Genomic DNA, 25,932 nt, shown 5'->3' with positions numbered 1-25,932 from the left:
CGGCCGCGTACCGTGCACGGCATGACGAAGCCCGACCACGACCACCTCGACGACGGCGTCGACATGACGTTCGAGGAACGCCGACAGGACACGTTCCGCCGCATGTCCGGATCCGACGAGCACGACGCCGATCCGCGGGTCGAGGTCTCCCGTGCCGAGGACGGCGACGTCCGCATCGACGTCGCCGACACCGCGGCGGTCCGACCCGGCGAGTGACACCCGTTCCGGCCCTGGCCCGCCGGGGTCGGTGGGGCACGGCATGATCGTGTCGTGCACCTCGTCCTCCGCCGCGTCGACGGCGGCGTCCTCGCGACGCCCCTGACCGACGCGGGGACCGCCGGGGGCGAGCCGATCCGCCTGGACGAGCCGGGCCTCCCGGCCTTCGTCGCGGACCACGACGCACCGGGCGTGCGATGGGTGTGGGACGACACCGCGCGCTGGTACCCGGCCGTGCTCGCTGCCGGCGGGCGGGTCGGTCGCTGCGTCGACCTGCGCCTCGGTCGTCGTGTCCTGCGGGCCGCGCTCGCGGCACGGGGGTCCGCGCTCGCCGCTGCCCCGGCAGATGCCCTGGACGCCCCGGTCGTGGAAGCCCGCGTGGTCCGGCCGACGCAGGCCCAGCTCTTCGACGACGCCCTGTTCACCGCCGCCGCGCCCGACGACGAGATCGACCCGGTGGCGGAGTTCCGGGCGCAGCTCGCCGCGGTGGCGGGGTCGAGCGCTCCCGGCGCGCTCCGCCTGCTGCTCACCGCGGAGTCGGCCGGTGCGCTCGTGGCGGCCGAGATGCTGCACGCGGGGCTGCCGTGGCGTGCCGACGTGCACGAGCGGCTGCTCGAGGACGCCCTCGGGCCGCGCGTGCCCTACGGGGTGCGGCCGCGACGCCTCGAGGAGATCGCCGCCGTCGTGCGCGAGCGCCTCGACGACCCCGGTCTCAACCCGGACTCACCCGCCGACGTCCTGAAGTCGCTGCGCCGGGCCGGCCTGATGGTCACGAGCACGCGGAAGTGGGAGCTGCAGGAGATCGAGCACCCCGTCATCGAGCCGCTGCTCGAGTACAAGCGCCTGGCGCGACTGCTCACCGCCAACGGCTGGACCTGGCTCGACGACTGGATCCGCGACGGACGGTTCCACCCGAAGTACGTCGTCGGTGGTGTCGTCACCGGGCGTTGGGCGGCCGACGGCGGGGGAGCGATGCAGTTGCCGAAGGGCATCCGCGGGGCCGTCATCGCCGACCCCGGGTGGAAGCTCGTCGTCGCGGACGCCGCGCAGCTGGAGCCACGTGTGCTCGCCGCGATGTCCGGCGACCGGGCGATGGCCGCGGCCGGTGACGGGCGCGACCTGTACGACGGCGTGGTGGCCTCGGGGGCGGTCGAGACCCGGCAGCAGGCGAAGGTGGCGATGCTCGGTGCGATGTACGGGGCGACCCAGGGCGAGGGCGGTCGGCTCGTGCCACGCCTGGTCCGGGCGTTCCCGCAGGCGCTCGACATGGTGGAACGGGCGGCCCGTGCGGGGGAGCGCGGCGAACCCGTGACGACGCTGCTCGGGCGGACGTCACCGGTGCCCGAGGACTCGTGGTTCGAGGCCCGGAACCAGGCCTACACGGTCGAGGGGACCCCGGCGATGCAGCGTGCGGTCGAGTCGCGCGCGCGGAGCTGGGGGCGGTTCACCCGGAACTTCGTGGTGCAGGGGACCGCGGCCGAGTGGGCGCTCGCGTGGATGGGGTCCCTGCGCTCGCGGCTGATCGCGCGCTTCCCCGGAGCCGTGACGGACGGGCCGCACCTGGTGTTCTTCGTGCACGACGAGATCGTGGTGCACGCCCCGGCGGAGCACGCGGAGTGGGTGGCGCAGCAGATCCGGGAGGCTGCGGTCGATGCCGGACGGTTGTTGTTCCAGGACTTCCCGGTGACGTTCCCGCTGTCGGTCGGGGTGGTGGGGGCGTACTCGGAGGCGAAGGACTAGTCGGGCTGTCGCCGCAGCGCCTGGTCGGGTGCCGCGTGCTCGAGGACGGCACGGGGCACCCGAGCGGGCACGGTCAGTAGAGCTGGCCGCGGTTGATCTGTGTCGCGGTGTCGAGCGTCGCGACCGATCCGGGCCCCTGCTTCGGAGTGCGGTGCTGCTTGCCGCCGTACTTCCAGCCCCCGCGAGCCGTGTGACTCCCCATGTAGAACTTCCGCGAGAACGTGCCTCCGCTCGGGAACGTGTAGGTCCCGGCGGAGCCGTAGAAGCAGTTGTTCGTGTACGGCGTCGCGGCGGCAGCCCAGTACGCATCTCCGGACTTGCAGGTGTTCCGTACGGACACCTTCGCCTGTCGCTCAGCGGGAGGAACAGGTGCGACCGAGATGATCCTGCCGGTCTCCGCGTCGAGCCGAGTGCTGACCGAGTTCGTCGCGACGTAGTCGAGGAGCGCCGCATGGTTCGTGAACTTCGGGAGCCCTTGCACGGTGATGCCGTCGAGCCCGTAGGCCTCGACGGCACTCGCAGTCGACGCGGTCGCTGGTGCCGTGATGCCGACACTGGCGACGGTTGCAAGGAGTACCCCGCCCGCGACGGTGATCCCTCGCCATTTCGTTGCTCGCATGTCGAACCTCCCTCTCATGATGTCTGCAACGTAGCATTTCAGTTGCCCACCGCGAAGCGTTCGGCCGGGACGGCTCCCGGCGGCTTCGGGCAGGGTGGACGGATGCACACCGAACGCGGGGACGCCGCCGACCGCACCGTCGGCGAAGTCGACCTGACCCGTTGGCGCTCCCGTGCCGGCCGCAGCGTCGCCGGTGCGTGGACCGCGCTCGGCAAGCGCTTCGGTGCCATGCCCGTCCTGCTGCTGACCCTCGCCGTGGGTCTCGGCGTCGCCGTCCTCGCCACGTGGATCGCCTCCGAGGTCTACGACGCCGTGCGGGAAGCCGACGACGTCGCGGTGCTCGACCGACCCGTCCTCGACTGGGCGCTCACACTCCGATCACCCACGGCGGACACGCTCGTCACCTGGTGGACCGACATCGCGGGCACGATCGGGATGCCGATCGTCGCGCTCGGGTTCCTGGTCGGCTTCACGATCCAGCGCCGTGCGTGGACGCCACTGGTGCTCCTGGTCGCAGCGAGCGGTGGTTCGTTGCTCATGACGATCGCGGGCAAGGACCTCATCGGCCGTGCCCGTCCACCGCTGTCCGACGCGGTGCCGCCGTACGAGACGTCGCCGTCGTTCCCGTCGGGGCACACGCTCAACTCCACGGTGATCGTGGGCACCATCGTGTACCTCCTGCTCCTGCGGCAGTCGCGCGTCGTCACCCGGGTGTGGACGATCGTCGTGGGCACCCTGTTCGTGCTGTCGGTGGGGGCGTCGCGGGTGTTCCTCGGGCACCACTGGCTGACCGACGTCCTGGCGGCGTGGGCGCTCGGACTCGCGTGGCTCGCCCTCGTGATCACGGCGCACCGGTTGTACCTGACGGCGCTCCACCACGGTGCCGAGCTCGCGCCGGACGTCGACCGCATCACTTCGTGAGCAGAAGACGTCGGGTTGCTCGCCCGCACCCGACATCTTCTGCTCACGAAGTCGCCAGGCACCGCGCCGGGCGCCCCGAACGGCAGAGCGCCGTCAGCCGCGACCGGTAGGTTGCCGGGCATGGAAGAACGGGTCTTCGGCGGCAGGTACCGCGTCACGGGCACGCTCGGACACGGTGGCATGGCGTCCGTGTACCGGGCGGTCGACGAGCAACTCGGTCGCGAGGTCGCGGTCAAGGTGTTCCGCATCGGCCCCGTCGACCGCGGTGAGCGCGCCCGCGCCGAGGCGGAGATCCAGACGCTCGCGACGCTGCGCGCGCCCGAGCTCGTCACGCTCTACGACGCCGCTCTCGACGACGTCGACGGTGACTCGTACCTCGTCATGGAACTCGTGCCGGGCAGTGACCTGGCGACCCGTCTGCGCGAGGGTCCGCTCGACCCCGCGACCGCTGCCCGCCTGGGTGCGCAGGTCGCCGACGGCCTGGCCGCCGTGCACGCGCAGGGGATCGTCCACCGTGACGTGAAGCCCGCGAACGTCCTGCTCGAGAGCGACGGCCGGCACGTCAAGCTCGCCGACTTCGGGATCGCCCTGCTCCGTGACGCCTCACGCGTGACGGGGACGGGGACCGTGATGGGGACGGCGGCGTACCTGGCCCCGGAGCAGGTCCTGGCGAAGGAGATCACCGGCAAGGCCGACGTCTACTCCCTCGGGCTCGTGCTGCTCGAGTGCATGACCGGCCGCCAGCCGTTCCCGGGCAGCGCGGTCGAGTCGGCCACCGCCCGGCTCACCCGTTCGCCCGAGATCGACCGGCAGCTGCCCACGGCCTGGCGCACCCTGCTGCACGTGATGACCGCGCAGGACCCGGCGGAGCGACCGACGGCTGCCGAGGCGGCCGAGCGCCTGCGAGCGCTGGGCCGCGACGAGCCGACGAACGCCACGCAGCTGCTGCCCGGCACGCCCGGTGCGGTGACGTCCGCGGCCGCCGGTGCGGCTGGTGCCGCGGTCGGCGCCGGTGCCGCCGCAGCGGCGAACGCCGACGACCGGACGCAGGCGATGCCGGCGAGCGAACTGCCGAACGGCGGCGCGCGCCCGGGCGACGACGCCACCCGCGTCCTCGACACCCAGCGTCCGAACGCCGCCGACGACGTCTCGACGACCGTCCTCGGCGCCCAGGCGAACGGCCGCGGCGCATCGGGCCCGAGCGGGCCGACCCCGCCGCCGGTCACGCCCCGCCCGGTCCGGGCCGACCGGCCGGACGACCAGCCGGAGAAGAAGAAGCGCGGACCGCTCATCGCCGCGATCATCGTGATCGTCCTGGTGCTCATCGGCATCGGGGTCGCGGTGTTCGCCCTGAACGGCGACGACGACGGCACTCCGACCCCGACGGACACCACGTCGACCGCGCCGACCGAGCAGCAGCCGTCCGAGGACCCGGGCGAGGAACAGCAGCCGAGCGAACCCGCCGAGCAGCAGCCCTCGCAGGAGCAGCAGCAGCCGTCGCAGCCCGCCGAGGAACCGAGCGAGCAGCCGAGCGAACCGACCGAGCCGGAGCAGCCCACGCAGGACCCGCCCGTCGGCCCGGAGCCGAGCACTCCGGCATCGAACCCGGTGCAGGAGCCGCAGGACGGCGCGGGCGCGGCTGACACGGGCGCGGCCGACACCGGCGCGGTCGACACCACGTCGGACACCGCCCCCGGCAAGTCCGGCAGCGCACCGGGACACAACAAGGACTGACGACCAGCACTGACGACGAGCACTGACGACGAGCACTGACGACGAGCACTGACGACGAGCACTGACACGCCGGGGTTTTCGTCCAGTCCCTGGAGCAAATAGGCTCGTTCCGTGCGAGAACTGCAACGGAGCGGTGGCCCGACGACGGCCGTGGCCGCTCGGAACGGTGTCGGCTTCGGTTCGGCAGAGGCCTGGCTCGTCGAACGACCAGCGGGAGCGTCCGTGGCCGAGGCGATCGTCCCCGGCTTCACCGGACGCACCATCGCCACCGGCGACGAGCTCTCCTGGGTCTGGTTCCCCGAGCGGACCCTGCCCGACGGGGCGTCGGAACCGACCGAAGCAGACCTGCCGCACCTCTGGGACGCCACGGCCTTCGCCGTCGACGTCGTCTTCACCGACGGCTCGCGGCTGCGTGACCACGCCGCGGTCCGTGACCAGTACGGCGACGCGGCCACCCCGGACGCGCAGGACGCGGCCCGCAAGCAGTGGGTGGACCAGTGGAACCGTCGCGCGGTCGACCTCACGCCGTTCGCGGGGCTGGTCATCGACCGCCTGGAGGCCCGGCTCGGCTCCGACGCACCGGCTGCGGCGACCGACGGCGAGCGTCCCGCACTGCGCGGCTGGCTCGACGCCGTCCGGATCGGTCCCGCGCGTCCGACCCCGACGACCCCGCTCGGCCACGTCCGGACGACCCGTGGCACCCAGGCGTCCTCCCGGTTCTCCCGCGGCAACAACGCTCCGCTCGTCGGCGTCCCGCACGGAGGCGTGTTCGGCCTGCCGATGACGGACGCCTCGAGCAACCGCTGGCCGTACGCGTACCAGGAGCACGACCGGCTCGACGACCAGGGGCGACTCCGCCCGGCGATCCAGGCCTTCGCGACGAGTCACATCCCGTCGCCGTGGATGGGCGACCGCGGGGTGTTCCAGGTGATGCCCTCGCCACTCGACACCCCCGATGTCGACCGGTCCGCCCGCGCGCTCGGGTTCGACCACGAGGACGAGCAGGACGGCCCGCACCGCTACCGGGTCGCCCTCGAGCACGGTGTGACGGCCGAGCTGACCGCGGGGGAGTTCGCCCTCGGGTTCCGGTTCACCGGCACCCACAGCGTCGTGCTCGACCACCACGGCCGGGTGTCCGACGTCTCCGTGACGATCACCGACGGCACCGCCGTGGTCGAGGCTCTCCTGGACGACCGCCCCGGCACCCCGCCGCACCACGTGCACCTGCGGGTCGCGGGCGTCACCGCAGACCACACGTCTATCGGCGAGCACGAGCTGCGCGGCTGGCTGTCCGTGGGGCATGCTGGGGCCACGGACGGCCCGGTCGACGTCCTGCTCGGCATCTCGACCGTCTCGATCGAGGACGCCCGCGCGAACCTCGAGGACGCCGGCTCGTTCGACGCCATGTGCTCCCGTGCCGAGGAGCTGTGGACCGAGAAGCTCGCGACGCTGTCCTTCGACGGCGCGACCCCCGACCAGCTGACGAGCCTGTACTCCGGCCTGTACCGGCTGTTCCTCTACCCGAACCGCGCCGGAGAGACCGCACTGACCGGCACCCCGCGGCACCGCTCCCCGTACGGCGACGTGCTGGCGGACCCGATCCGCGACGAGCCCGGGCCGGAGATCGTCGAAGGTCCGTTCACCACCACGAACGGCTTCTGGGACACCTACCGCACGGCCTGGCCGCTCCTCGGACTCCTGACCCCCGAGACCGCTGGCGAGCTCGCGCAGGGCTTCGTCGAGCACCACCACGACGGCGGGTGGACGCCCCGCTGGAGTGCCCCCGGCGCCGAGGACTGCATGACCGGAACCACGAGCGACACCGTCTTCGCCGACCTCGCGGTGAAGGGCTTGCGTGGCTTCGACCTGGCCGAGGCGTACCGGAGCGCGGTGCGGAACGCGACCGTCCCGCCGCGTGACGAGCGCGTCGGACGCAAGGGGAGCCTCCCGGGCGCCTTCCGCGGCCACGTCGACACGGCGACCCACGAGGGGATGTCGTGGACCCTGGACGCGGCCATCAACGACTGGGGTCTGGCCGTCATGGCGGGCCTGCTCGCGTCACGGGCGCGGACGCCCGCCGACCTGTCCCGTTACGAGGCCGAGGCCGAGTGGTTCGCCCGCCGTTCCCTGCAGTACCGGCACGTCTTCGACTCCGAGCGCGGGTTCTTCATCGGCCGCGACCCGGACGGCTCGTGGCGGGTCGGCACCGAGTTCGACCCGCGCGACTGGGGCGACGACTACACGGAGACGAACGCGTGGGGCACCGCGTTCACGGCGCCGCACGACGGCGCCGGCGTCGTCGACCTGCACGGCGGGCCGGAGCGGTTCGATGCCGCTCTCGACGCGTTCTTCGCGACACCCGAGACCGGCGCCCTGGCGCGGTCCGGCTCGTACGGGTTCCCGATCCACGAGATGACCGAGGCCCGCGACGTCCGGATGGGCATGCTCGGGCTGTCGAACCAGCCGGCGCACCACATCCCCTTCTTCCCGATGTTCACCGGGCGCCACGACGACGCGCACCGCATCGTCCGCGAGTCGCTCGAGCGGCTGTTCGTCGGGTCGGACCTCGGCCAGGGCTACCCCGGCGACGAGGACAACGGTGAGATGAGCGCCTGGTACGTCTTCGCGACCATCGGCCTGTACCCGCTGGCCCCGTCGACCGGTACCTACGTGCTCGTGCCGCCGTCGGTCCGCAGGACGGTGCTGCGACAGCCGGGAGGATCGCCCACCGTCATCGAGATCGCCGCGGGCTCCGCAGGCGCGTACGTCGCGTCGGTGACGGTCGACGGCGCGCCCTGGACCTCGGTCACCATCCCGCACAGCGTGGTCGTGGCCGCGTCGCGGATCGAGTTCACCCTATCCGACGAGCCGCAGGGCTGGGCGTCGGACACCCGCCCCGTCTCGGCCTCCGACGTGCACGGGTACCGGAACGCCCCGGTGGACGTCCTGCCCGTCGGAGCCTCGGCGCTCACCGACGACACCGGTCGCACCGTCACGGCGCTCGCCGCGGGGGAGTCCGTGTCCTTCGACGTGTCGTGCCCCGCCGCCTCGTTGTACACCGTGACGGTGGCATCGCCGGGGTCCTGCTCGTGGCAGGTCGGCCTCGACGACGCCGTCACCGCGGTCGACGGTGCCGAGTTCTCGTGGGCCGGCCAGACCCGGGTGTTCCGCATCCTCGGCGGCGGTTCGTCGTTCACGTTCACCGCCGGCACCGACCTGACGCTGACGCAGCTCGAGCTCATCGCGGCCGACGGACAGCGTTGACCCGGCGTTCACCGAGCGGGAGCATGCTCGCCCCATGTCGATGAGCGCACCGTTCGATCCCGAACAGCAGGGCCGATCCATCCCCGTGGACGGTAGTGACGAGTCCGAACTCGAGATGGAGGAGGACCGCGGCGACGACTCCGCCGACCCGAGCGTCTCCCCCGTCAGCCACCACGACGAGGACGAGGCCGGCGGCGGCCCGGTGTTCCGGCGTCCGCACGCCGGTGAGCGGCTCCACCCGGACGACCTCTGACCGTTCCGGGGGTCCTCCGGGCTTTCTTGGGCGATTGCCAAGCGGCTCGGGCATGCTCGTGCGCATGTCGATCGCGAACTCGTGGGACCCGTCCGGTGGCCGTGCAATCCCGGAGGACCAGGTCCGTCAGGACGGGCTCGAACTCGACGAGGACCCGGCGATGCTGGGGATCTCGTTCGACGTCGTGGGTGGTGCCTCCGCCGACCCCGCCGGGGTGTCCCCGGTCGACGTGAACGTGCCGACGCCGAGGTCTGCTGGTTCCGCCTCCGACGACTAGCGCGCCTGGTCGAATCGGGCGTACCTGGTCGAATCGGGCATACCTGTTCGGAACTTTTCACCAGGTACGCCCGAAAGCACCTTGCATCGCACGCGTTCTGGGAAAGAACGTCAGCGCGCGGAAGGGTCGGGGACCCGGTACTTGAACCCGACGTGCGAGCCGGTGAAGCCGAGACGCTCGTAGAACCGGTGCGCATCGGTCCGTGCAGCGTCCGAGGTGAGCTGCACGAGCGGGGTCCCGAGGGCCGGCGCCGCGACGTCGGTCACCCAGCGCATCAGCGCACTCCCGATGCCGCCGGAGCGCAGCGCACTGCTGACCCGCACCGCCTCGACGAGCAGCCGGGTGGCACCACGACGAGCCATCCCGGGGATCCGGGTGAGTTGCAGCGTCCCGACGAGCCGCCCGTCGGCGTCCTCGGCGACGAGCAGCGCGTTCGCCGGGTCGTCCACGATCGACCGGAGTGCCTCGGCGTACTGCGGGCGGTCCTCCGGCGCGGCGACGTCTCCACGCGCGGCGCTGATCGGGTCGTCGGACAACAGCGTCATGAGTGCGTCGAGGTCCGCTTCCGTGGCGTTCCGCAGCGTCACCTCGCCGGAGCGTGTGGTCAGGCGGACGGGCAGGGCGAGGTCGTGGAGCACGACCCCACCCTGCCCGACCCCACGGGGTGGTGCCGGTTCAGGGAACGGTGTGTCCGGCCGCGGTGAAGATCCGGTACCACTCCTCGCGCGACAGCTCGACGTCCGAGCCGGCGGCTGAGTCCCGCACACGCTGCGGGTTCGTGGTGCCGAGGACGACCTGGAAGTGCGCGGGGTGGCGGGTGATCCACGCGACCGCGATGCCGGTCGGGGTGACACCGTGTGCGGCGGCGACCTCCTCGAGCACGTCGTTCAGCTCGGCGTACTGCTCACGGTCGCCCAGGAAGACGCCGTCGAAGAAGCCCTTCTGGAACGGCGACCAGGCCTGCAGCGTGATGTCGTTGATGCGCGAGTAGTTGAGGATGTCGTTGTCGCGGTCGACCGACTGCTCGAGGCCGCCCATGTTCGCGGTCAGGCCCTGCGAGATGACGTTGGCGTGGGTGATGCTCAGCTGCACCTGGTTGAACGCGAGCGGCTGGCGGACGTGCTTCTTGAGCAGGTCGACCTGGCCGGGGGTGTGGTTCGAGACGCCGAAGTGGTGCACCTTGCCGGCGGCGTGCAGCTCGTCGAAGGCCTTCGCGACCTCTTCCGGCTCGACCAGGGCGTCGGGGCGGTGCAGCAGCAGGACGTCGACGTACTCGGTCTGCAGTGCCACGAGCGACTCGTGCACGGACTCGAGGATGTGCTCGTACGAGAAGTCGAAGTACGCGCCCTTCGGCGTCGGCCGGATGCCGACCTTGGTCTGCAGCACGATCTCGGCGCGTTCCGCGGGTGTCAGCGTGACGGCGGCGCCGAACCGCTCCTCGCAGCCGTGCCACTCGCCGTAGACCGCGGCGTGGTCGAACATGTTCACGCCCGCATCGCGCGAGGCGCTGTAGAGCGAACGGATGTCCTCGTCGCTCATGTCGTTGATCCGCATCAGTCCGACGACGACGTCGGAGGCGGTGAGGTCTGTCTGTGGCAACTCCAGTGTCTTCACGCCGTCGATCCTGCCAGCCGGTCCCCGGCACAGGCAGGCCCTGCCAGTACCTCAGGCGCCTTCGGGCAGCAGGACGGCGAGCACCTCGGAGCCGTCCGTCCACGTCCCGGTGAGCGTCTCGCCCTCGGGCAGAGCCGTACCGACGACCCGAGCGATGACGATCGTGCCGTGGTCAGTCGCGATCGACGTCAGGGCGTCCGCGGTGGTCGCTCGCACCGAGGTGACCGTGGGGGAGTCGGGATCGGAGCCACTCCCGCTGGCCCAGGCGTCCTTCGGCCGCTGTCCGGCACCGTTGGCCAACTCGAGCTCCGCTTCGTGCCCGCCGGTGACGATCGCCCGGCGCAGGACATCAGCGTGGACCGGATCGCCCACGGCGTCGTACACCCACCGTCGCCCGAGCACGGAGTGGTCCATCTCGGTGACCAGGAACGCGTCGGCACCGGGCAGTGGTGCATCCCGGTAGGTCAGTGGCGCCTGCAGGACCCGGCCGTCGTCGGTGCGGACGAGGAGCACCTCGACGCCGACCTCGCCAGCGGGGTCGTCGAACCGGAACTGCCCGACGACCTGGAGCGGCGATCCCGCGATGACGCCGCTCCACGCCTGGTCGGGGAGCCAGGCGGCGAGCGCCTCGGCCTTGGAGGGGCGGAGCGTTGCCTGCTCGATGACTGCCATGACCCGACCGTACTGCCGCGCAGCACACTGCCGTCGGCGCACCTCGGGGTCAGTGGACGGAGAACCCGCCGTCCACCGCGATGGACTGCCCGGTGACGTAGGCCGACCCGGGTCCAGCGAGGAACACCGCCGCCGCGGCGAAGTCCGACGCCAGCCCGTTCCGGCCGACCAGCGTCCGCGCGGCGAGGGCCGCCACCGTCGCCGGGTCGGACCCGAGTCGCTCGTTGAGCGGGGTGCGCACGAAACCGGGGACGAGGACGTTGGAGGTGACCCCCTGCGCGGACCAGGCCTCTGCCTGGGACCGGGCCAACGCCTCCAGACCAGCCTTGGAGACCCCGTACGCGCCGCTGGCGGCGAAGGGGCGGTGGGCCTGCTGCGAACTGATCGACACGATCCGTCCGTACCCACGGGCCGCCATGCCGGGTGCGAGCCGCTGCCCGAGCACGAACGGCGCGTCGAGGTTGACGGCCATCGTGGCGTCCCAGGTCGCCTCGTCGAGTTCGGGCATCGGCGGCCGCAGGTTGATCCCGGCGGAGTTCACCAGCACGTCGACGTCCCCGGCGGCGTCCGCGAGTGCGTGTGCGCCAGCGCGGGAGGACAGGTCCGCGACGATGCCGTCAGCCGAGCGGCCCGCGTGGCGGATGCCGGCGACGGTGGCGTCGATGGTCGCGGGCGTCCGGGCGGCGACGAGGACGTGGGCACCCGCGTCGGCGAGTGCGGTGGCGATCGCTCGGCCGATGCCGGAGCTGCCTCCCGTCACGAGTGCGGTGCGGCCGTCGAGGCCGAAGAGCTGCTGCAGCGACATCCGGTCAGGGTACCGAGGCCCGTACGCTGGGCCGGTGCGTGACGACCTGCTGCCGATGCTCGCCTGCCCCGTGTGCGCCGAGCCCCTCGGCCGCGTCGACGGCGGCCAGGTCGGCTGCCCCAACGGTCACCGGTTCGACGAGGCGAAGCAGGGCCACCTGACGCTCCTGCCCGCGAAGCGGCGCGCACTCACCGCGGACACCCCGGAGATGGTGGACGCGCGGCTGCGGTTCCTGGGGCGCGGCCACTACGCGCCGGTCGAGCGGGCGCTCGCCGCGATCGTCGCGGACGCCACCGCGCCCGGCATCGTGCTCGACGTCGGTTCCGGCCCGGGGACCTACCTGGCGCATGCGCTGCGCGCGGCGGACGGGAGGCTCGGGGTCGCGTTGGACTTGTCGGCCGTCGCGATCCGGCGTGCGGCACGCGCCCACGAGCGCGCGGGGGCCGTCGTCGGGGACGTGACCGAGCGCCTCCCGGTCGTCGACGGCGCTGCCGCCGTCCTGCTCGACGTCTTCGCACCCCGCAACCAGACCGAGTACGCCCGCGTCCTGCACGCCGACGGCGTGCTCGCGGTGGTGACCCCGCGGGCCGGCCACCTGGCGGAACTCGCCGAGGCGACGATCAGCGTGGACCCGGAGAAGGAGCGCCGGCTGCACGACTCCCTGACGCCGTCGTTCGCGCTGCGGTCCTCCGAGGACCTGACGTGGCCCATGGAGCTGTCGGCGGAGGACGTCCACGACGTGGTGCACATGGGGCCGAGCCACCACCACGTCGCGGCGGACACCGTGTTCGAGCCGGCGACGGTGACGGCCGCGGTCACCGTGTCGACGTGGACGCCGACGCGCTGACCGCGGCCCTCAGGACGGATCAGTCACCAGCGGGGGCGACGTCGAGCTGCCAGACCACGCCGAAGCGGTCGCGCAGCTGCCCGGCCAACGGTGCCCAGGCCGAGGGTTCCAGGGGCTGCCGGACCTCGGCACCCTCGGACAGCGCCGCCCAGTACCGCTCGATCTCGGCCGTGTCGTCGCCGTGCACGAACACGTAGAAGGCGTTGGTTCCCTGGTCGTAGGGCTGCCCGGGCCAGACGTCGAAGGCCATGACGCGGAAGCCGGCGGCCGTGGCGACCTGACCGAAGACGATGCGGTCCGCCCAGGCCGGGTCGTCCAGGGCGCCCATCTGGCCGTAGGTGGCGGCGGTGACCTCGCCGCCGAAGACCGATGCGTAGAAGTCGAGCGCCGCGCGGGCGTCGCCGTCGAAGTTGAGGTGGGTTGTCGTTTCGATGCTCATGGGACGAGGATGACGGGCAATGCGGTCAGATCGTGTCCGCTTCTCGGACGAAGATGGACGCCATGGCCGGACCCTCCGCACGGATGCTCGCGCTGCTCTCCCTGCTCCAGGTGCACCGCGACTGGCCGGGCGACGAGCTCGCCGGGCGGCTCGACGTCAGTCCGCGCACCGTCCGCCGCGACGTCGATCGGCTCCGCGGGCTCGGGTACCGGGTGGAGGCACTCCGTGGCCCGGCCGGCGGCTACCGGCTGGAGGCCGGCTCCGACCTGCCCCCGCTGCTCTTCGACGATGACCAGGCTGTGGCGATCGCCCTGGCGCTCGCCGTGGCACCGGCATCGGGGGCGGACGTCGCCGAGTCGGCGGCCCGCGCCTTGGCGACCGTCCGGCAGGTGATGCCCGCGCGGCTGCGGTCCCGGGTCGACGCGGTGCAGGCCGTGCCCGCGACGAGCCGGACCACCACCGACCCGGAGGTCCTGGTGGCGGTGAGCGAGGCCGTCCACCTGCAGGAGGTGTTCCGCTTCGGGTACGGCGACGATGAGACCCCGCACCGGGTGGAACCGCACGCCGTCGTCGCCCGGAACGGCCGCTGGTACCTGCTCGACTGGGATGCCGATCGCGACGACTGGCGCACGCACCGCATCGACCGGATCACGCCCCGGATGCGCACCCGCGTCCCCTTCACACCACGTCCGATCCCCGGAGGCGATGCGGCCGCGTTCGTGTCCGCGCGGTTCAAAGGGTCGGCGGTCGACGACGTCTGGCCGTGCACCGGTTCGGTGACCACGACGGCGGACGATGCGCGGCGGATCGCGCCGTACCTGCCCGAGGACGCCGTGGTCGAGCAGCTCGAGGACGACCGGGCCCGCGTCACCCTCGGATCGTGGTCGTGGGACGGGCTCGCGGGAGTGGTGTCAGGACTTGCGGTCGACTTCGTCGTCGCGAGTCCGGACGAGCTCGTCGAGGCCGTGGTAGGCCTCGCTGACCGGTTGCGCGCGGCCGGCACGCGTGGCCCAGCGTGATCAGTGGCGACCTCTCCAGATCGCGTGGTCCAGCCAACCGGCGCCGACACCCATCGACGAGAGATCGAGGTGCTCGTTGCTCGGGAAGGCCCCGAGGAGAGCGGCCACGCGCTCGGCCCAGTCGTCGTCGGACGGGATCGACCTGAGCAGGTAGGCCATAACCGCCAAGGTGTTGTAGACACCGAACTGCTTCGGCGCATCGGTTCCCGAGAGATGTGCGAGGAGCGGTACCGCACCGGAACTCGGGCGTTTCGGGACCACGACCAACTTCCGGTTGAACAGACGCGCATGGTGCGCTGCGACGTTCCGGACGTAGTTGACCGAGGCGAGCCAGCTCAGCATCGTCTTCTTGGTCGGGACGCCGAACTCTCCGGCGATCCGGGTGGCGACGTCGTTCCGGAGACCGCCGTACAGCCGAGCGAGGTGTCCCAGCTCGAGGATTTCGGTGAGTGCCCAGATGGGCATCCGGTCGTCGTACTTGGCGCGGAAGTGGGCAACGAACGACTCATCCGAGGAATCCTGCCGTTCGCGGACGCGCTGCAGCCAAGCAGTGTGCGGGCTGGAGCCATAGGACGCATCGGCCCGGTGTGCGGTGAAGGCATCGGTGAAGAGTGATCCGTCTTCGTGAGCGAAGGGGGCGTGCTCTCCGAGGACGTGGCCGACCTGGGTCCGAACGGCCACCTCGATCCGCTCGACACCTTCGATCACCAGGAGCCGGAGACTCCGATCGAAGGCAATGAGTGCTTCTGCTGCGGCGAGTTCCGTCCCTGCTCGGTACCGGTCCTGGACCTCGATGTGCCGACGGCCGCCGTCGTCGATCTCGAACGAGGATTCACGGAAGGGGTAGAGGTACCCGGTGAGGCGGTAGTAGCCGACTTCGCGCAGCACCGAGCTCGCGACACCCCGAACACCGATGCAGACTCCCTTGGAAGCCAGCTTCTCGATCTGCTCACCGATCGAGAGCCACGGCTTCACGTACTCCATGCGCCCCCCGAGACAAGAAAATCGGCCCGAGCCGTGAGGCGAGCGGGCCGATCGTGATACCGAAACCCTACCAGGATCCGCGTCACGGGATCGAGCGCTCTCCACAGGCGTTAGGAGCGTGCATGCGTCCGCCAGGGCGGCGTCAGGGATCCGTTAGGAGCGGCCTGGAGGCCCGGCGCAGGACGCAGCATCGGTTCGGCACCACTCGTGGTGCCGGTCCGCGTCACCCGGCGCGGACACCGCAGATCTTCTGGAGTCCCTCGTGTTCGACGTGTTCGTCGTCGCCGGTGTCCTCGCCGTGTTCGGCGTGGTGGCACTGATCGCCAAGGGGGTGGAACGGCTGTGATCGGCATCACCATCGCGGCCGCCGTCCTCGGCATCGCCGCAGTCGTGTACCTCGTCTGGGCGCTCGTGCGTCCGGAGCGCTTCTAGTGGGCGCCGCGGACGTCTGGGCGGGCATCGCCCAGGTCGCCACCCTCGTCCTGCTGCTCGTCGTCGCGTACCGCCCGCTCGGCGACTGGATGGCGAAGGTCTTCACGCCCGTCCGCCACAACCGGGTCGAGCGCGGGGTCTACCGGCTGATCGGGGTCGACCCGGACGCCGAGCAGTCGTGGCCCGTGTACCTGCGCGGCGTGCTGCTCTTCAGCGTCGCCGGGCTCCTGCTCGTCTACCTGCTGCAGCGCATCCAGGTCGTCCTGCCCGGCGACCTCGGGCTGCCCGGCGTCGGACCCTCGCTCGCGTTCAACACCGCGGCGTCGTTCGTGTCGAACACGAACTGGCAGTCGTACTCGCCCGAGGTCACCCTCGGCTACACGGTGCAGATGGCCGGCCTCGCGGTGCAGAACTTCCTGTCCGCAGCCGTCGGCCTGGCGGTTGCCGTGGCCCTGGTGCGCGGGTTCGCCCGTCGCAAGTCGGGCACGCTCGGCAACGTGTGGGTGGACATCGTCCGCGGGCTCGGCCGACTGCTGCTGCCCGGGGCGTTCGTCTTCGCGATCGTCCTCGTCGCCGGCGGGGTCGTCCAGTCGTGGGGGAGCGGCACCGACGTCACCACGCTCATCGGTGGCACGCAGCACATCCCCGACGGGTTCGTCGCCTCGCAGGAGGCGATCAAGGAACTCGGCACGAACGGTGGCGGCTACTTCAACGCGAACTCGGCGCACCCGTTCGAGAACCCGCAGGCGTGGACGAACCTCGTCGAGATCTTCCTGATGCTCGTCATCCCGTTCTCGCTCCCGCGCACGTTCGGGCGGCTGGTCGGCGACGACCGCCAGGGGTACGCGATCCTCGCCGTGATGGGCGCGATCTTCCTCGTGTCGCTGTCGGTCATGTCGATCGCCGAACTCGGCGGCGGCGGTGTCGCCACACACGCTGCCGGGGCCGCGATGGAGGGCAAGGAGAGCCGCTTCGGCATCCTCGGTTCGACGCTCTTCTCGACCGCGACCACCTCGACGTCCACCGGTGCGGTCAACGCGATGCACGACAGCTACACCCCGATCGGCGGGATGATGGCGCTCGTCAACATGATGCTCGGCGAGGTCACCCCCGGCGGCGTCGGATCCGGCCTGTACGGCATGCTCGTGCTCGCCGTCATCACGGTGTTCATCGGCGGCCTGCTCGTCGGTCGCACCCCGGAGTACCTCGGCAAGAAGATCCGCGCCAAGGAGATGACCTTCGCGGCGCTGTACATCCTCGTCACGCCGACGCTCGTGCTCCTGGCCACCGGGCTCTCGCTCGTGATCCCCGGGGTCCGCGAACAGGTGCTCGGGACGTCGATCTTCAACCCCGGCAACCACGGGCTGACCGAGCTGCTCTACGCCTTCACGTCGGGTGCGAACAACAACGGCTCGGCCTTCGGCGGGCTCACCGCGAACACCACGTGGATGAACTCCTCGCTCGGCGTCGTGATGCTGCTCGGCCGCTTCGTGCCGATGGTGTTCGTCCTGGCGCTCGCCGGGTCCCTCGCCGCGCAGGACCGGGTGCCGGAGACCGCCGGCACGCTGCCCACCCACCGCCCGCTGTTCATCGGGCTGCTCGGCGGCGTCGCCGTCATCGTCACCGCACTCACCTACTTCCCGGTGCTCGCACTGGGTCCGCTCGCAGAAGGACTGTCATGACCACCCCCGTGACCACGGAGTCGGAACCGCGCACCGCAGTGGAACCGGCCACCCGCTCGTCCGCATTCGGACCCCGCCAACTGGTGGCGGGCCTCCCGGGCGCCCTGCGGAAACTCGATCCGCGACTCATGTGGCGGAACCCCGTCATGTTCATCGTCGAGGTCGGCGCGGCGCTGACGACGGCGGCTGCCGTCGTCGAGCCGTCCGCGTTCACGATCGCCATCGCCGTCTGGCTCTGGCTCACCGTCGTCTTCGCCAACCTGGCGGAGTCGGTGGCCGAGGGCCGTGGCAAGGCGCAGGCCGACACCCTGCGGAAGACCCGCTCGACCACGAGCGCCCGTCGGGTGCTCGGGTACGCGACGACCGACGCGGCCGCGACCGGCAACGAGACCGAGGAGGTCGCGTCCGTCGACCTGGCGAAGGGCGACGTGGTCGTGGTCGTCGCCGGCGAGGTCATCCCTGGCGACGGCGACGTCATCGACGGCATCGCGTCGGTCGACGAGTCCGCCGTCACCGGCGAGTCCGCACCGGTCATCCGCGAGTCCGGCGGTGACCGCAGTGCCGTCACCGGCGGCACCCGGGTGCTGTCGGACCGGATCGTGGTGCGCATCACCTCGACGCCGGGCGAGACCTTCATCGACCGGATGATCCGCCTGGTCGAGGGTGCGGCACGGCAGAAGACGCCGAACGAGATCGCGCTGAACATCCTGCTCGCCTCGTTGTCGATCGTCTTCGTGATCGTCTGCCTGACGATGCAGCCCATCGCGGGACTCGTCGGTGCGACGGTCAGCGTGCCGGTGCTCATCGCCCTGCTCGTCTGCCTCATCCCGACCACCATCGGAGCCCTGCTCTCCGCGATCGGCATCGCCGGCATGGACCGGCTCGTGCAGCACAACGTGCTGGCGATGTCGGGCCGCGCGGTCGAGGCCGCCGGTGACATCACGACGCTGCTGCTCGACAAGACCGGCACGATCACCTACGGCAACCGTCGGGCATCCCGCGTGGTGCCGGTGCCGGGCGTGAGCGAGGCTTCGCTCATGGCGGCAGCCGCGCTGTCGAGCGCCGCCGACGGGACACCGGAAGGCCGCTCGATCGTGTCGCTCGCTGCTGACGCAGGGGTGGCGCCGGCACTGCCGGACGGCGCTGTCGAGGTGCCGTTCACGGCGCAGACGCGCATGTCCGGTCTCGACCTGCCCGACGGGTCGCAGATCCGGAAGGGCGCCGCTGCGGCAGTGCTCGCCTGGGCGGACACCACCGAAGCCGGTGTGGTGTCGGCCATCGACGCGACCGTCGCGGAGATCTCCGACCAGGGCGGCACCCCGCTCGTCGTCGGCCGCCGCTCCTCCGACGGCGCGGTCGCCCTGCTCGGCGTCGTGCACCTGAAGGACGTCGTCAAGGACGGAATGGCGTCGCGGTTCGCCGAGCTCCGGTCGATGGGCATCCGCACGGTGATGATCACCGGCGACAACCCCCGCACCGCGGCCGCCATCGCCCACGAGGCCGGCGTCGACGACTTCCTCGCCGAGGCCACCCCGGAGGACAAGCTCGCCTACATCAAGCGCGAGCAGGAGGGCGGCAACCTCGTCGCCATGACCGGTGACGGCACCAACGACGCCCCGGCCCTGGCCCAGGCGGACGTCGGCGTCGCGATGAACACCGGCACGACGGCGGCGAAGGAGGCGGGCAACATGGTCGACCTCGACTCCGACCCGACCAAGCTCATCGACGTCGTCCGCATCGGCAAGCAGCTGCTCATCACCCGCGGTGCCCTGACCACCTTCTCCATCGCCAACGACGTCGCGAAGTACTTCGCGATCATCCCGGCGATGTTCCAGGCGGCGTTCCCCGGGCTCGCGGCGCTCAACATCATGGGGCTGCACAGCCCGTCGTCCGCGATCCTGTCGGCGGTCATCTTCAACGCGCTCGTCATCGTGGCGCTCATCCCGCTGTCCCTGCGTGGCGTCAAGTACCGCGCGGCCGCAGCGTCGTCGATCCTCGGCCGCAACCTGCTCGTCTACGGGCTGGGCGGCGTGGTCGTCCCCTTCATCGGCATCAAACTGATCGACCTCGTGGTCGGTCTCATCCCGGGGTTCTAGTCATGGCATCTGCACGTTCCACCTTCCGTTCCGCCGGTGTGGCCATCCGCCTCACCCTCGTCGCCACCGTCGTCCTGGGCGTCGGCTACCCGCTCGCCGTCTGGGGCGTCGGCCAGGCGGCGTTCCACGACCAGGCCAACGGTTCGATGGTCACGGACTCGTCCGGCAAGGTCGTCGGTTCCTCGTTGATCGGGCAGTCGTTCACGGGCAAGCAGGCCGACCGCTGGTTCCAGTCCCGGCCGTCCGCCGCCGGGGACGGCTACGACGCGGGGGCGTCCTCCGGCTCGAACCTCGGGCCGAACAACGCCGACCTGCTCAAGGCCGTCGAGGAGCGTCGTGCGGCGCTGGCGAAGGCCGACGGGGTCCCCGCCGCGCAGGTGCCCGCCGACGCCGTGACCGCATCCGGTTCGGGGCTCGACCCGGACATTAGCCCGGCCTACGCGTCCCAGCAGGTGGCTCGTGTGGCCTCGGCGCGGGGGTTGTCCGTCGCCACCGTGCGGCAGCTCGTGGCGTCGCACACCGAGTCGCGGCAGCTCGGGTTCCTCGGTGAGCCCGTCGTGAACGTGTTGTCGCTGAACCTGGCCCTGGCGAAGCTGTCCTGACCGTGCGGTCACCTCGCCGCCCAGCTCGGCCGTCCGCCGATGCCGTCGGTCAGATCGTCGTGCTCGTCGATCAACCGTCGAACGGCATCGGCGTGACGGTCGCACGGGCCGACGGTCTCGGCGAGGTGTGCGAGCAGTTCGAGGGAGTGCACCGGCGTGCGCTTCGGCAGTCCCTCGAGTCGAGCGACCAGGTCCGCGGGGGAGCGGAAGGTCGGCGGCGGGATCCAGCGTGGGAAACGAACGTGAGCGAAAGAAAAGAGTGCCCCGCGCCAACAAGCGACACGGGGCGGTGCAGTCCCACCCGATTTGAGGAAGCCGAGGCTCGAGCCTTGGTGGGAACGGTTACGAGGAGAATATCAGTCGACCGGCTGCCCCGCAACAGCGGACGCGAGAGGATGAGCACGTGAAGCGCGGGAAGCTGCGGGTCCTGCTCGGTGCGGCGCCCGGTGTCGGCAAGACCTACACGATGCTCGAAGAGGGGCGTCGGCTGCTCGACGAGGGTCGCGACGTGGTCGTCGCCGTCGTCGAGACGCACGAGCGCGCCGCCACCGCGGCACTGGTGAACGGGCTCGAGGTCGTGCCCCGCCGCACCGTCTCGCACCGGGGCGTCGACCTCGACGACCTCGACCTCGACGCCGTCATCGCCCGGGCACCCGAGGTCGCGCTGGTCGACGAGCTCGCCCACACGAACGCCCCGGGGAGCCCGAACGAGAAGCGCTGGCAGGACGTGGAGGCACTGCGGGACGCCGGCATCGACGTCATCTCGACCGTCAACGTGCAGCACATGCAGTCCCTCGGCGACGTGGTCCGCGAGATCACCGGCACCGTGCAGCGCGAGACCGTCCCCGACGCCGTGGTGCGCGCGGCCGACCAGATCGAGGTCGTCGACCTGGCCCCGGCAGCGCTGCGCGAACGGCTCTCCGACGGGCTCGTGTACCCGGCGGCCCGGATCGACGCCGCGCTGTCGAACTACTTCCGCCTCGGCAACCTCACCGCGCTGCGCGAGATCGCCCTGCTCTGGCTGGCCGACGAGGTCGACGACGCGCTCAAGGCCTACCGCGCCGAGCACGGCATCGAGCACCGGTGGGAGACCCGGGAGCGCGTGCTCGTCGCCCTGACCGGCGGCCCCGAGGGCGAGACCCTGCTGCGCCGCGGCGCCCGGATCGCCGCCCGCAGTGCTGGCGGCGAGCTCGCCGCCGTCCACGTGACGACGAACGACGGCCTGCGCGTCCGGCACCCCGGCGCGCTCGGCAAGCAGCGGACCCTGCTCGAGCAGCTCGGTGGGACGTACCACCAGGTCGTCGGTGACGACGTGCCGAGCACGCTGGTGCGGTTCGCGCGGTCGATCGACGCCACCCAGATCGTGATCGGGGTCAGCCGCCGCAGCCGGCTCGCTGCCGCGATGACCGGTCCGGGGATCGGCAACACCGTGATCCGCGAGTCCGGCGACATCGACGTGCACGTCGTCACGCACGAGCGCGCCGGCGGCGGGATCACCCTGCCCAAGCTCGGCGGCAGCCTGTCGCGCGGCCGGGTGATCGCCGCGTTCGTCCTGTCGGTCCTGGTCGGGCCGCTGCTCACGTGGGTGCTGTCGATCGGCAGCGATCCGGACGCCATCACGGTGGACGTGCTGGCGTACCAGCTGCTCGTCCTGGTCGTGGCGCTCGTGGGTGGGATGTGGCCGGCGGTGTTCACGGCCGTGCTGTCCGGACTGAGCCTCGACTACTTCTTCGTGCAACCCCTCTACATGGTCACCGTCCAGCAGCCGTGGCACCTGTTCGCCCTGGTCATGTACGTGATCAGTGCGGTGCTGGTCAGCTTCGTGGTCGACCGGTCCGCTCGCCGTTCACGTGCCGCCCGTCGGGCCTCGGCCGAGTCCGGGCTCCTGATGGGCATCGCCGGCAGCGTGCTCCGCGGCGACGACGCCCTGCAGGCACTGCTCGACCGCACCCGTGAAGCCTTCGGCTTCGTCGGGGTCCGGATCCGCCAGGGTGACGAGGTGCCGGCGACCTCCGGCGAGTTCGGTGCGACGCCGGACGCGTCGACGACGCTGGCGTCCGGTGCCGTCCTCGAGTTCGCCGGTGCGCCCGACGACCCGACCCAGCGCCGGTTGCTGCGGGTCGTCGAGCAGCAGCTCGACGCCGCCGTCGAGCACCGGGAGCTGACGCGCACCGCCGTCGGCGCCGAGCGCATCGCCGCCGCCGACCGGGTCCGGAGCGCGCTGCTCGCGGCCGTCGGCCACGACGTTCGCCGACCCATCGCCGCGGCCTCCGCCGCCGTGCAGACGCTGCGTGCGCCCGACATCGACCTGTCACGGGCCGACCGGGAGGCGCTGCTCGCGACCGCCGACGAGAGCCTCGGTCAGCTGGCGGTGCTGTTGGCAGACCTGTTGGACGTCAGTCGCGTGCAGGCCGGAGTCCTCGCGGTCACCCCGGCGGCGATCGCGCTCGAGACGGTGGTCGCCCCCGCACTCGACGAGCTGGAGCTCGGGCCCGACGACGTCGACCTCGACCTGCCCGCGGACCTGCCGCCGGTGCTCGCCGACCCGGTCCTGCTGCAGCGCGTCGTCGTGAACCTGCTCGCCAACGCCGCCCGGTACGCCCCGGACGGCACCCACGTCCGCGTTGCCGCGAGCGCGTTCGCCGGCGGGGTCGAACTCCGCGTCGCCGACCACGGCCCCGGCATCCCCGAGGACCGCCGCGACGAGGTGTTCCAGCCGTTCCAGCGGCTCGGTGACACCGACAACGAGACCGGCCTCGGGCTCGGGCTGGCCCTGGCGCGCGGGTTCACCGAGGGCATGGGCGGCACGATCGAGGTCGACGACACCCCGGGCGGTGGGCTCACCGTCGTGGTGCGGCTGCCGATCGCCGGGCACGTGGGAGTGGAGATCCGATGAAGGTCCTGATCGCTGACGACGACGCGCAGCTCGTCCGCGCGCTGTCGGTGACGCTCTCGGCGCGCGGGTACGACGTCGTCACGGCTCGGGACGGGCGCGAGGCGATCGACGCCGTCATCACCGAGCGCCCCGACCTGGTGCTGCTCGACCTCGGCATGCCCCGGCTCGACGGGATCGGGGTGCTCGAGGGCGTCCGGGCCTGGTCGCAGGTGCCGGTACTCGTGCTCTCCGGCCGGACCGACTCGTCCGACAAGGTCGACGCGCTCGACGCCGGTGCCGACGACTACGTGACGAAGCCGTTCCAGATGGACGAGCTCCTCGCCCGGCTGCGAGCACTCGGACGGCGCCGGGTGGTGGCGTCGGAGGAGACCCCGACGATCGCGATCGGACCGCTGCTCGTGGACCTCGTCGCGAAGCAGGTCACCCCGGCCGAGGGCCCCGCGATCCGCCTGACGCCCACCGAGTGGCGCCTGCTCGAGGTCCTGGTCACGAACCCCGACCGCCTGATGACCCGCGAGATGCTGTTGACCGAGGTCTGGGGGCCGACGCACGGCAACGACTCCGGGTACCTGCGGCTGTACATGGCCCAGCTGCGGCGGAAGCTCGAGCCCGACCCCGCGCACCCGCGCTACCTGGTGACGGAGTCCGGCATGGGGTACCGCTTCGCCCCCGGAGCGTAGGGGTACCGCCGCCGCGGACACCCTGGCGGGTCGCTGTCGGGGAACTGTCGTGTCGGTGGCGGGTCCCTGTCGTGGTGCGCCGTTCCGCGGTTCCCTACTGTTCAGGACATGAACGAGATGCGGATCGGTGAACTCCGACGACTGCGGGGCTGGACCCAGGAACGACTGGCCGAGACGAGCGGCATCGCCGTGCGGACGGTGCAACGGATGGAGAGCGGCAACGACGCGAGCCTCGAGTCGCTGTCCGCGGTGGCCACGGCCCTTGAGGTCCCCGTGCGCGACCTGTTCGCCACCGAGGAGCCGGCGTCGCTCGACCCCGGGGTGCGCGGTCTCGACGAGCGCGCCGAGCGGGAGCAGGCGCAGCGCGACGCGGCTTCGCGCGGCTGGCAGTACCTGTACTCCGGCGTCGGCATCGTCGTGACGCTCGGCACCCTGGCACTGATCGGTTCGCGCATCTGGCCGGGGGCCGCGATCTTCGTCATCCCCATCTACTGGGCGGGTGGGCGGCTGCTCTCGCAGTTCCTGATGGCGACCGTCGTCGAGCCCGCGCTCGACCGTCGGTACCCGTTGTCGCGGTCTCGTCGGGATGCCTCGTCGCGGTCCCGTCGCTTCACGCCCGGGAGCTGAACGCCGCGAGCTCCGCCCGGGTCCGGGCACCGTGCTTCCGGAGCAGGTTCGCCACGTGGTACTTCACGGTGTTGACGCTGATGCCGAGTCCCTCGGCGATCTCCCGGTTGCCGACACCGGTCGCCACGAGCCGCAGGACGTCGCGCTCCCGCGGGGTCAGGTCGCCGTCGTCGACCGCGTCCACCTCGGTCGGCCGCGGGTCGAGCGGCAGTGAGATGTCGAGCACCGATCCCCACCCCGGCGTGCTCGCGACCTGCACCCGCCCGTCGAGCGTGACGACCCGCTCCGCGATCGGCCGCATGGCGTCGTCCTGCACGTCGAGCGTGCCGGAGCCGTCGTCGCGGAGCTGCATGAGCAGGTTCCGGCCGTCGCAGTCCCACTGGATGCGCACCCGCTTCGCCGCACCGTCGTCGACCAGGGCGAGCACCGCGGTCCGCACGATCGCCCGGGCCGCGTGGGCGACGTCGCCCGGCAACGCACGACCGGTGGCCGGCGGTTCGACGAACTGCACGTCGAGGTCCCCGAAGCGCACGAGCGGTCGCAGGTCGGCGCGCAACCGCGAGAACGCGCCGGTGACCGGTTCGAGCAGGGTGCTCCGCTGCTGATCGGTCACGGTGCGCAGGTCGACGAGGGCGGCCGAGGCGATCTCGACGGCCTCCGCCCGGGCAGCCGCGTCGGTGACCCGCGACGACCGGAGCACGGCGAGGACGGACTCGAGGGTCAGCGCGTGCCGGTCCGCCTGCTCGGCGACCGTGCGGGCGTGCTCGGCGGCCGCGAGCCGGATGGCGGAGCCGCCCTGGGCCTCCAGGGTGTCGACCGATGCGTCCATGGACGCGACGGTACCCGTCCCACCCGAGCGGACGGGCCCACCCGATGGGATGGGGTCCCTGCCGGGGCGGGTAGCGGCGTGCCGAGGCGCGCAAGGGAAGGATCGAGGGCATGGCAGCAACCACCGTCTCCGCAGCGCTCGACCTGGTCGTCCGCGAGGTCGGCGACCTGGCGGCCCGCCTCGACGACGCCCCGGCCCAGCGCGCACTCGACCTGATCGAGGGCGCCGACCGGGTGTTCGTCCACGGCGCCGGTCGCTCCGGCCTCGCCCTCCGCATGACCGCGATGCGCCTCATGCACCTCGGGCTCGACGCCCACGTCGTCGGCGAGGTCACCACCCCGGCGATCCGTCAGGGTGACCTGCTCCTCGTCGCGAGCGGCTCCGGTACGACCACCGGCATCGTGCAGGCCGCGCGCACCGCGCACGAGGTCGGCGCATCCGTCGTGGCGCTCTCGACCACCGACGACTCCCCGCTCTCCGAGCTGGCGGACGTCACGATCGTGCTGCCCGCCGCGACGAAGACCGACCGCTCCGGCACCGCCTCGGCCCAGTACGCCGGGGGTCTCTTCGAACAGGCGGTCGCCCTGGTGGGCGACGCCGTGTTCCACGCCCTGTGGACCCGAGGCGGGCAGTCCGCCGACGACCTCTGGCCCCGTCACGCCAACCTCGAATGAAAGGCACACC

At 71.8% G+C, this 25,932-nt stretch carries 26 protein-coding genes; 17 read left to right on the top strand and 9 right to left on the bottom strand.

Features of this window, described 5'->3' with window-relative positions; translation table 11 throughout:
* The first annotated feature begins 21 nt into the window (after positions 1-21).
* Complete coding sequence (locus tag DEJ11_RS17340) at positions 22-216, top strand: hypothetical protein (RefSeq protein WP_017887924.1); 195 nt, start codon at positions 22-24, stop codon at positions 214-216.
* A gap of 54 nt (positions 217-270) precedes the next feature.
* Positions 271-1,956, top strand: coding sequence for a bifunctional 3'-5' exonuclease/DNA polymerase (locus tag DEJ11_RS17335; protein WP_111104875.1), 1,686 nt, complete (start codon positions 271-273; stop codon positions 1,954-1,956).
* Positions 1,957-2,029: 73 nt separating this feature from the next.
* Here DEJ11_RS17335 and DEJ11_RS17330 read toward each other — a convergent pair whose 3' ends face one another.
* The gene (locus DEJ11_RS17330) at positions 2,030-2,575 is read right to left on the bottom strand and encodes a hypothetical protein (RefSeq protein WP_111104872.1); all 546 of its coding nucleotides are present in this window, start codon (positions 2,573-2,575) and stop codon (positions 2,030-2,032) included.
* 102 nt (positions 2,576-2,677) lie between these two features.
* Here DEJ11_RS17330 and DEJ11_RS17325 point away from each other — a divergent pair, with 102 nt between their 5' ends.
* From DEJ11_RS17325 to DEJ11_RS17305, 5 genes are all read left to right on the top strand, one after another.
* On the top strand, positions 2,678-3,496 hold the full coding sequence (locus DEJ11_RS17325; protein ID WP_111092255.1) for a phosphatase PAP2 family protein: 819 nt from the start codon (positions 2,678-2,680) through the stop codon (positions 3,494-3,496).
* A 120-nt stretch (positions 3,497-3,616) separates the two neighbouring features.
* Positions 3,617-5,230 (top strand): serine/threonine-protein kinase, encoded by a 1,614-nt coding sequence (locus DEJ11_RS17320; RefSeq protein WP_111104869.1) that lies wholly within the window; start codon positions 3,617-3,619, stop codon positions 5,228-5,230.
* Between the two features lie 111 nt (positions 5,231-5,341).
* A complete protein-coding gene (locus DEJ11_RS17315; protein WP_258375525.1) occupies positions 5,342-8,494 on the top strand; it encodes a GH92 family glycosyl hydrolase in 3,153 nt (1,050 codons plus the stop codon).
* 34 nt (positions 8,495-8,528) lie between these two features.
* Entirely contained in the window at positions 8,529-8,747 is a 219-nt protein-coding gene (locus DEJ11_RS17310; RefSeq protein WP_111104864.1) for a hypothetical protein, read from the top strand.
* Positions 8,748-8,811: 64 nt separating this feature from the next.
* A complete protein-coding gene (locus tag DEJ11_RS17305) occupies positions 8,812-9,024 on the top strand; it encodes a hypothetical protein (protein WP_139179591.1) in 213 nt (70 codons plus the stop codon).
* Positions 9,025-9,134: 110 nt separating this feature from the next.
* Here the strand turns inward: DEJ11_RS17305 and DEJ11_RS17300 are convergent, their stop codons facing one another.
* Genes DEJ11_RS17300 through DEJ11_RS17285 form a run of 4 tightly spaced genes read right to left on the bottom strand, consistent with a single transcriptional unit; the run spans position 9,135 to position 12,115 of the window.
* Positions 9,135-9,662, bottom strand: coding sequence for a GNAT family N-acetyltransferase (locus tag DEJ11_RS17300; RefSeq protein WP_111104862.1), 528 nt, complete (start codon positions 9,660-9,662; stop codon positions 9,135-9,137).
* 37 nt (positions 9,663-9,699) lie between these two features.
* Positions 9,700-10,638, bottom strand: a complete 939-nt coding sequence (locus DEJ11_RS17295) for an aldo/keto reductase (RefSeq protein ID WP_111104859.1) — start codon at positions 10,636-10,638, stop codon at positions 9,700-9,702.
* Between the two features lie 51 nt (positions 10,639-10,689).
* Entirely contained in the window at positions 10,690-11,310 is a 621-nt protein-coding gene (locus tag DEJ11_RS17290) for a CG0192-related protein (RefSeq protein WP_111104856.1), read from the bottom strand.
* 49 nt (positions 11,311-11,359) lie between these two features.
* Entirely contained in the window at positions 11,360-12,115 is a 756-nt protein-coding gene (locus DEJ11_RS17285; RefSeq protein WP_111104853.1) for an SDR family NAD(P)-dependent oxidoreductase, read from the bottom strand.
* Between the two features lie 34 nt (positions 12,116-12,149).
* Here DEJ11_RS17285 and DEJ11_RS17280 point away from each other — a divergent pair, with 34 nt between their 5' ends.
* Positions 12,150-12,962, top strand: a complete 813-nt coding sequence (locus DEJ11_RS17280) for a putative RNA methyltransferase (protein ID WP_111104850.1) — start codon at positions 12,150-12,152, stop codon at positions 12,960-12,962.
* A gap of 19 nt (positions 12,963-12,981) precedes the next feature.
* On the opposite strand, the gene DEJ11_RS17275 is transcribed toward DEJ11_RS17280, so the two are convergent.
* On the bottom strand, positions 12,982-13,401 hold the full coding sequence (locus tag DEJ11_RS17275; protein ID WP_111104847.1) for a VOC family protein: 420 nt from the start codon (positions 13,399-13,401) through the stop codon (positions 12,982-12,984).
* A gap of 62 nt (positions 13,402-13,463) precedes the next feature.
* On the opposite strand from DEJ11_RS17275, the gene DEJ11_RS17270 reads away from it, so the two are divergent.
* Positions 13,464-14,420 (top strand): helix-turn-helix transcriptional regulator, encoded by a 957-nt coding sequence (locus DEJ11_RS17270; RefSeq protein WP_111104900.1) that lies wholly within the window; start codon positions 13,464-13,466, stop codon positions 14,418-14,420.
* Here DEJ11_RS17270 and DEJ11_RS17265 read toward each other — a convergent pair whose 3' ends face one another.
* Positions 14,421-15,404: an Abi family protein gene (locus DEJ11_RS17265; protein ID WP_111104844.1), complete on the bottom strand. Its 984-nt coding sequence runs from the start codon at positions 15,402-15,404 to the stop codon at positions 14,421-14,423. It abuts the gene before it with no gap.
* Positions 15,405-15,746: 342 nt separating this feature from the next.
* Here DEJ11_RS17265 and DEJ11_RS17260 point away from each other — a divergent pair, with 342 nt between their 5' ends.
* The 4 genes from DEJ11_RS17260 to kdpC are packed head-to-tail and all read left to right on the top strand — an operon-like array spanning position 15,747 to position 20,216.
* Complete coding sequence (locus tag DEJ11_RS17260; protein WP_017887940.1) at positions 15,747-15,836, top strand: potassium-transporting ATPase subunit F; 90 nt, start codon at positions 15,747-15,749, stop codon at positions 15,834-15,836.
* The gene (kdpA, locus tag DEJ11_RS17255; RefSeq protein WP_111045866.1) at positions 15,836-17,518 is read left to right on the top strand and encodes a potassium-transporting ATPase subunit KdpA; all 1,683 of its coding nucleotides are present in this window, start codon (positions 15,836-15,838) and stop codon (positions 17,516-17,518) included. Before DEJ11_RS17260 ends, kdpA begins: the two co-directional genes overlap by 1 nt.
* Complete coding sequence (gene kdpB, locus DEJ11_RS17250) at positions 17,515-19,614, top strand: potassium-transporting ATPase subunit KdpB (protein ID WP_111104842.1); 2,100 nt, start codon at positions 17,515-17,517, stop codon at positions 19,612-19,614. Before kdpA ends, kdpB begins: the two co-directional genes overlap by 4 nt.
* Before the next feature lie 2 nt (positions 19,615-19,616).
* The gene (gene kdpC, locus DEJ11_RS17245) at positions 19,617-20,216 is read left to right on the top strand and encodes a K(+)-transporting ATPase subunit C (protein WP_111104839.1); all 600 of its coding nucleotides are present in this window, start codon (positions 19,617-19,619) and stop codon (positions 20,214-20,216) included.
* An 8-nt stretch (positions 20,217-20,224) separates the two neighbouring features.
* On the opposite strand, the gene DEJ11_RS17240 is transcribed toward kdpC, so the two are convergent.
* Positions 20,225-20,368, bottom strand: a complete 144-nt coding sequence (locus DEJ11_RS17240; RefSeq protein WP_181440887.1) for a hypothetical protein — start codon at positions 20,366-20,368, stop codon at positions 20,225-20,227.
* A gap of 251 nt (positions 20,369-20,619) precedes the next feature.
* On the opposite strand from DEJ11_RS17240, the gene DEJ11_RS17235 reads away from it, so the two are divergent.
* The 3 genes from DEJ11_RS17235 to DEJ11_RS17225 all read left to right on the top strand — a co-directional run bounded on the left by DEJ11_RS17235 (position 20,620) and on the right by DEJ11_RS17225 (position 24,419).
* Positions 20,620-23,112 carry an ATP-binding protein gene (locus DEJ11_RS17235; protein ID WP_111104836.1) on the top strand — a complete coding sequence of 831 codons (2,493 nt, stop codon included), beginning with the start codon at positions 20,620-20,622 and terminating at the stop codon, positions 23,110-23,112.
* Positions 23,109-23,792 (top strand): response regulator, encoded by a 684-nt coding sequence (locus DEJ11_RS17230; RefSeq protein WP_027466795.1) that lies wholly within the window; start codon positions 23,109-23,111, stop codon positions 23,790-23,792. The genes DEJ11_RS17235 and DEJ11_RS17230 overlap by 4 nt, the downstream gene beginning before the upstream one ends.
* A 108-nt stretch (positions 23,793-23,900) precedes the next feature.
* Entirely contained in the window at positions 23,901-24,419 is a 519-nt protein-coding gene (locus tag DEJ11_RS17225) for a helix-turn-helix domain-containing protein (RefSeq protein ID WP_027466794.1), read from the top strand.
* Here DEJ11_RS17225 and DEJ11_RS17220 read toward each other — a convergent pair.
* Positions 24,403-25,248, bottom strand: a complete 846-nt coding sequence (locus DEJ11_RS17220) for a helix-turn-helix transcriptional regulator (RefSeq protein ID WP_111104833.1) — start codon at positions 25,246-25,248, stop codon at positions 24,403-24,405. The genes DEJ11_RS17225 and DEJ11_RS17220 overlap by 17 nt on opposite strands.
* A gap of 110 nt (positions 25,249-25,358) precedes the next feature.
* On the opposite strand from DEJ11_RS17220, the gene hxlB reads away from it, so the two are divergent.
* The gene (gene hxlB, locus DEJ11_RS17215; protein ID WP_056072118.1) at positions 25,359-25,922 is read left to right on the top strand and encodes a 6-phospho-3-hexuloisomerase; all 564 of its coding nucleotides are present in this window, start codon (positions 25,359-25,361) and stop codon (positions 25,920-25,922) included.
* Positions 25,923-25,932 lie beyond the last annotated feature (10 nt).

Origin of the sequence: Curtobacterium sp. MCLR17_058 (assembly GCF_003234705.2) — a bacterium.
In the GTDB taxonomy this organism is placed as follows: domain Bacteria; phylum Actinomycetota; class Actinomycetes; order Actinomycetales; family Microbacteriaceae; genus Curtobacterium; species Curtobacterium flaccumfaciens.
This window is presented reverse-complemented; position numbering and strand designations above follow the sequence as displayed.

Bases quoted from the DNA above. Each gene is read 5' to 3' on its own strand.
- DEJ11_RS17340 (WP_017887924.1), top strand. From the start codon at position 22: ATGACGAAGCCCGACCACGACCACCTCGACGACGGCGTCGACATGACG.
- DEJ11_RS17225 (WP_027466794.1), top strand. From the start codon at position 23,901: ATGAACGAGATGCGGATCGGTGAACTCCGACGACTGCGGGGCTGGACC.
- hxlB (WP_056072118.1), top strand. From the start codon at position 25,359: ATGGCAGCAACCACCGTCTCCGCAGCGCTCGACCTGGTCGTCCGCGAG.
- DEJ11_RS17310 (WP_111104864.1), top strand. From the start codon at position 8,529: ATGTCGATGAGCGCACCGTTCGATCCCGAACAGCAGGGCCGATCCATC.
- DEJ11_RS17220 (WP_111104833.1), bottom strand. From the start codon at position 25,248: ATGGACGCATCGGTCGACACCCTGGAGGCCCAGGGCGGCTCCGCCATC.
- DEJ11_RS17320 (WP_111104869.1), top strand. From the start codon at position 3,617: ATGGAAGAACGGGTCTTCGGCGGCAGGTACCGCGTCACGGGCACGCTC.
- DEJ11_RS17270 (WP_111104900.1), top strand. From the start codon at position 13,464: ATGGCCGGACCCTCCGCACGGATGCTCGCGCTGCTCTCCCTGCTCCAG.
- DEJ11_RS17285 (WP_111104853.1), bottom strand. From the start codon at position 12,115: ATGTCGCTGCAGCAGCTCTTCGGCCTCGACGGCCGCACCGCACTCGTG.
- DEJ11_RS17325 (WP_111092255.1), top strand. From the start codon at position 2,678: ATGCACACCGAACGCGGGGACGCCGCCGACCGCACCGTCGGCGAAGTC.
- DEJ11_RS17275 (WP_111104847.1), bottom strand. From the start codon at position 13,401: ATGAGCATCGAAACGACAACCCACCTCAACTTCGACGGCGACGCCCGC.
- DEJ11_RS17265 (WP_111104844.1), bottom strand. From the start codon at position 15,404: ATGGAGTACGTGAAGCCGTGGCTCTCGATCGGTGAGCAGATCGAGAAG.
- DEJ11_RS17290 (WP_111104856.1), bottom strand. From the start codon at position 11,310: ATGGCAGTCATCGAGCAGGCAACGCTCCGCCCCTCCAAGGCCGAGGCG.
- kdpB (WP_111104842.1), top strand. From the start codon at position 17,515: ATGACCACCCCCGTGACCACGGAGTCGGAACCGCGCACCGCAGTGGAA.
- DEJ11_RS17330 (WP_111104872.1), bottom strand. From the start codon at position 2,575: ATGCGAGCAACGAAATGGCGAGGGATCACCGTCGCGGGCGGGGTACTC.
- kdpC (WP_111104839.1), top strand. From the start codon at position 19,617: ATGGCATCTGCACGTTCCACCTTCCGTTCCGCCGGTGTGGCCATCCGC.
- DEJ11_RS17230 (WP_027466795.1), top strand. From the start codon at position 23,109: ATGAAGGTCCTGATCGCTGACGACGACGCGCAGCTCGTCCGCGCGCTG.
- DEJ11_RS17305 (WP_139179591.1), top strand. From the start codon at position 8,812: ATGTCGATCGCGAACTCGTGGGACCCGTCCGGTGGCCGTGCAATCCCG.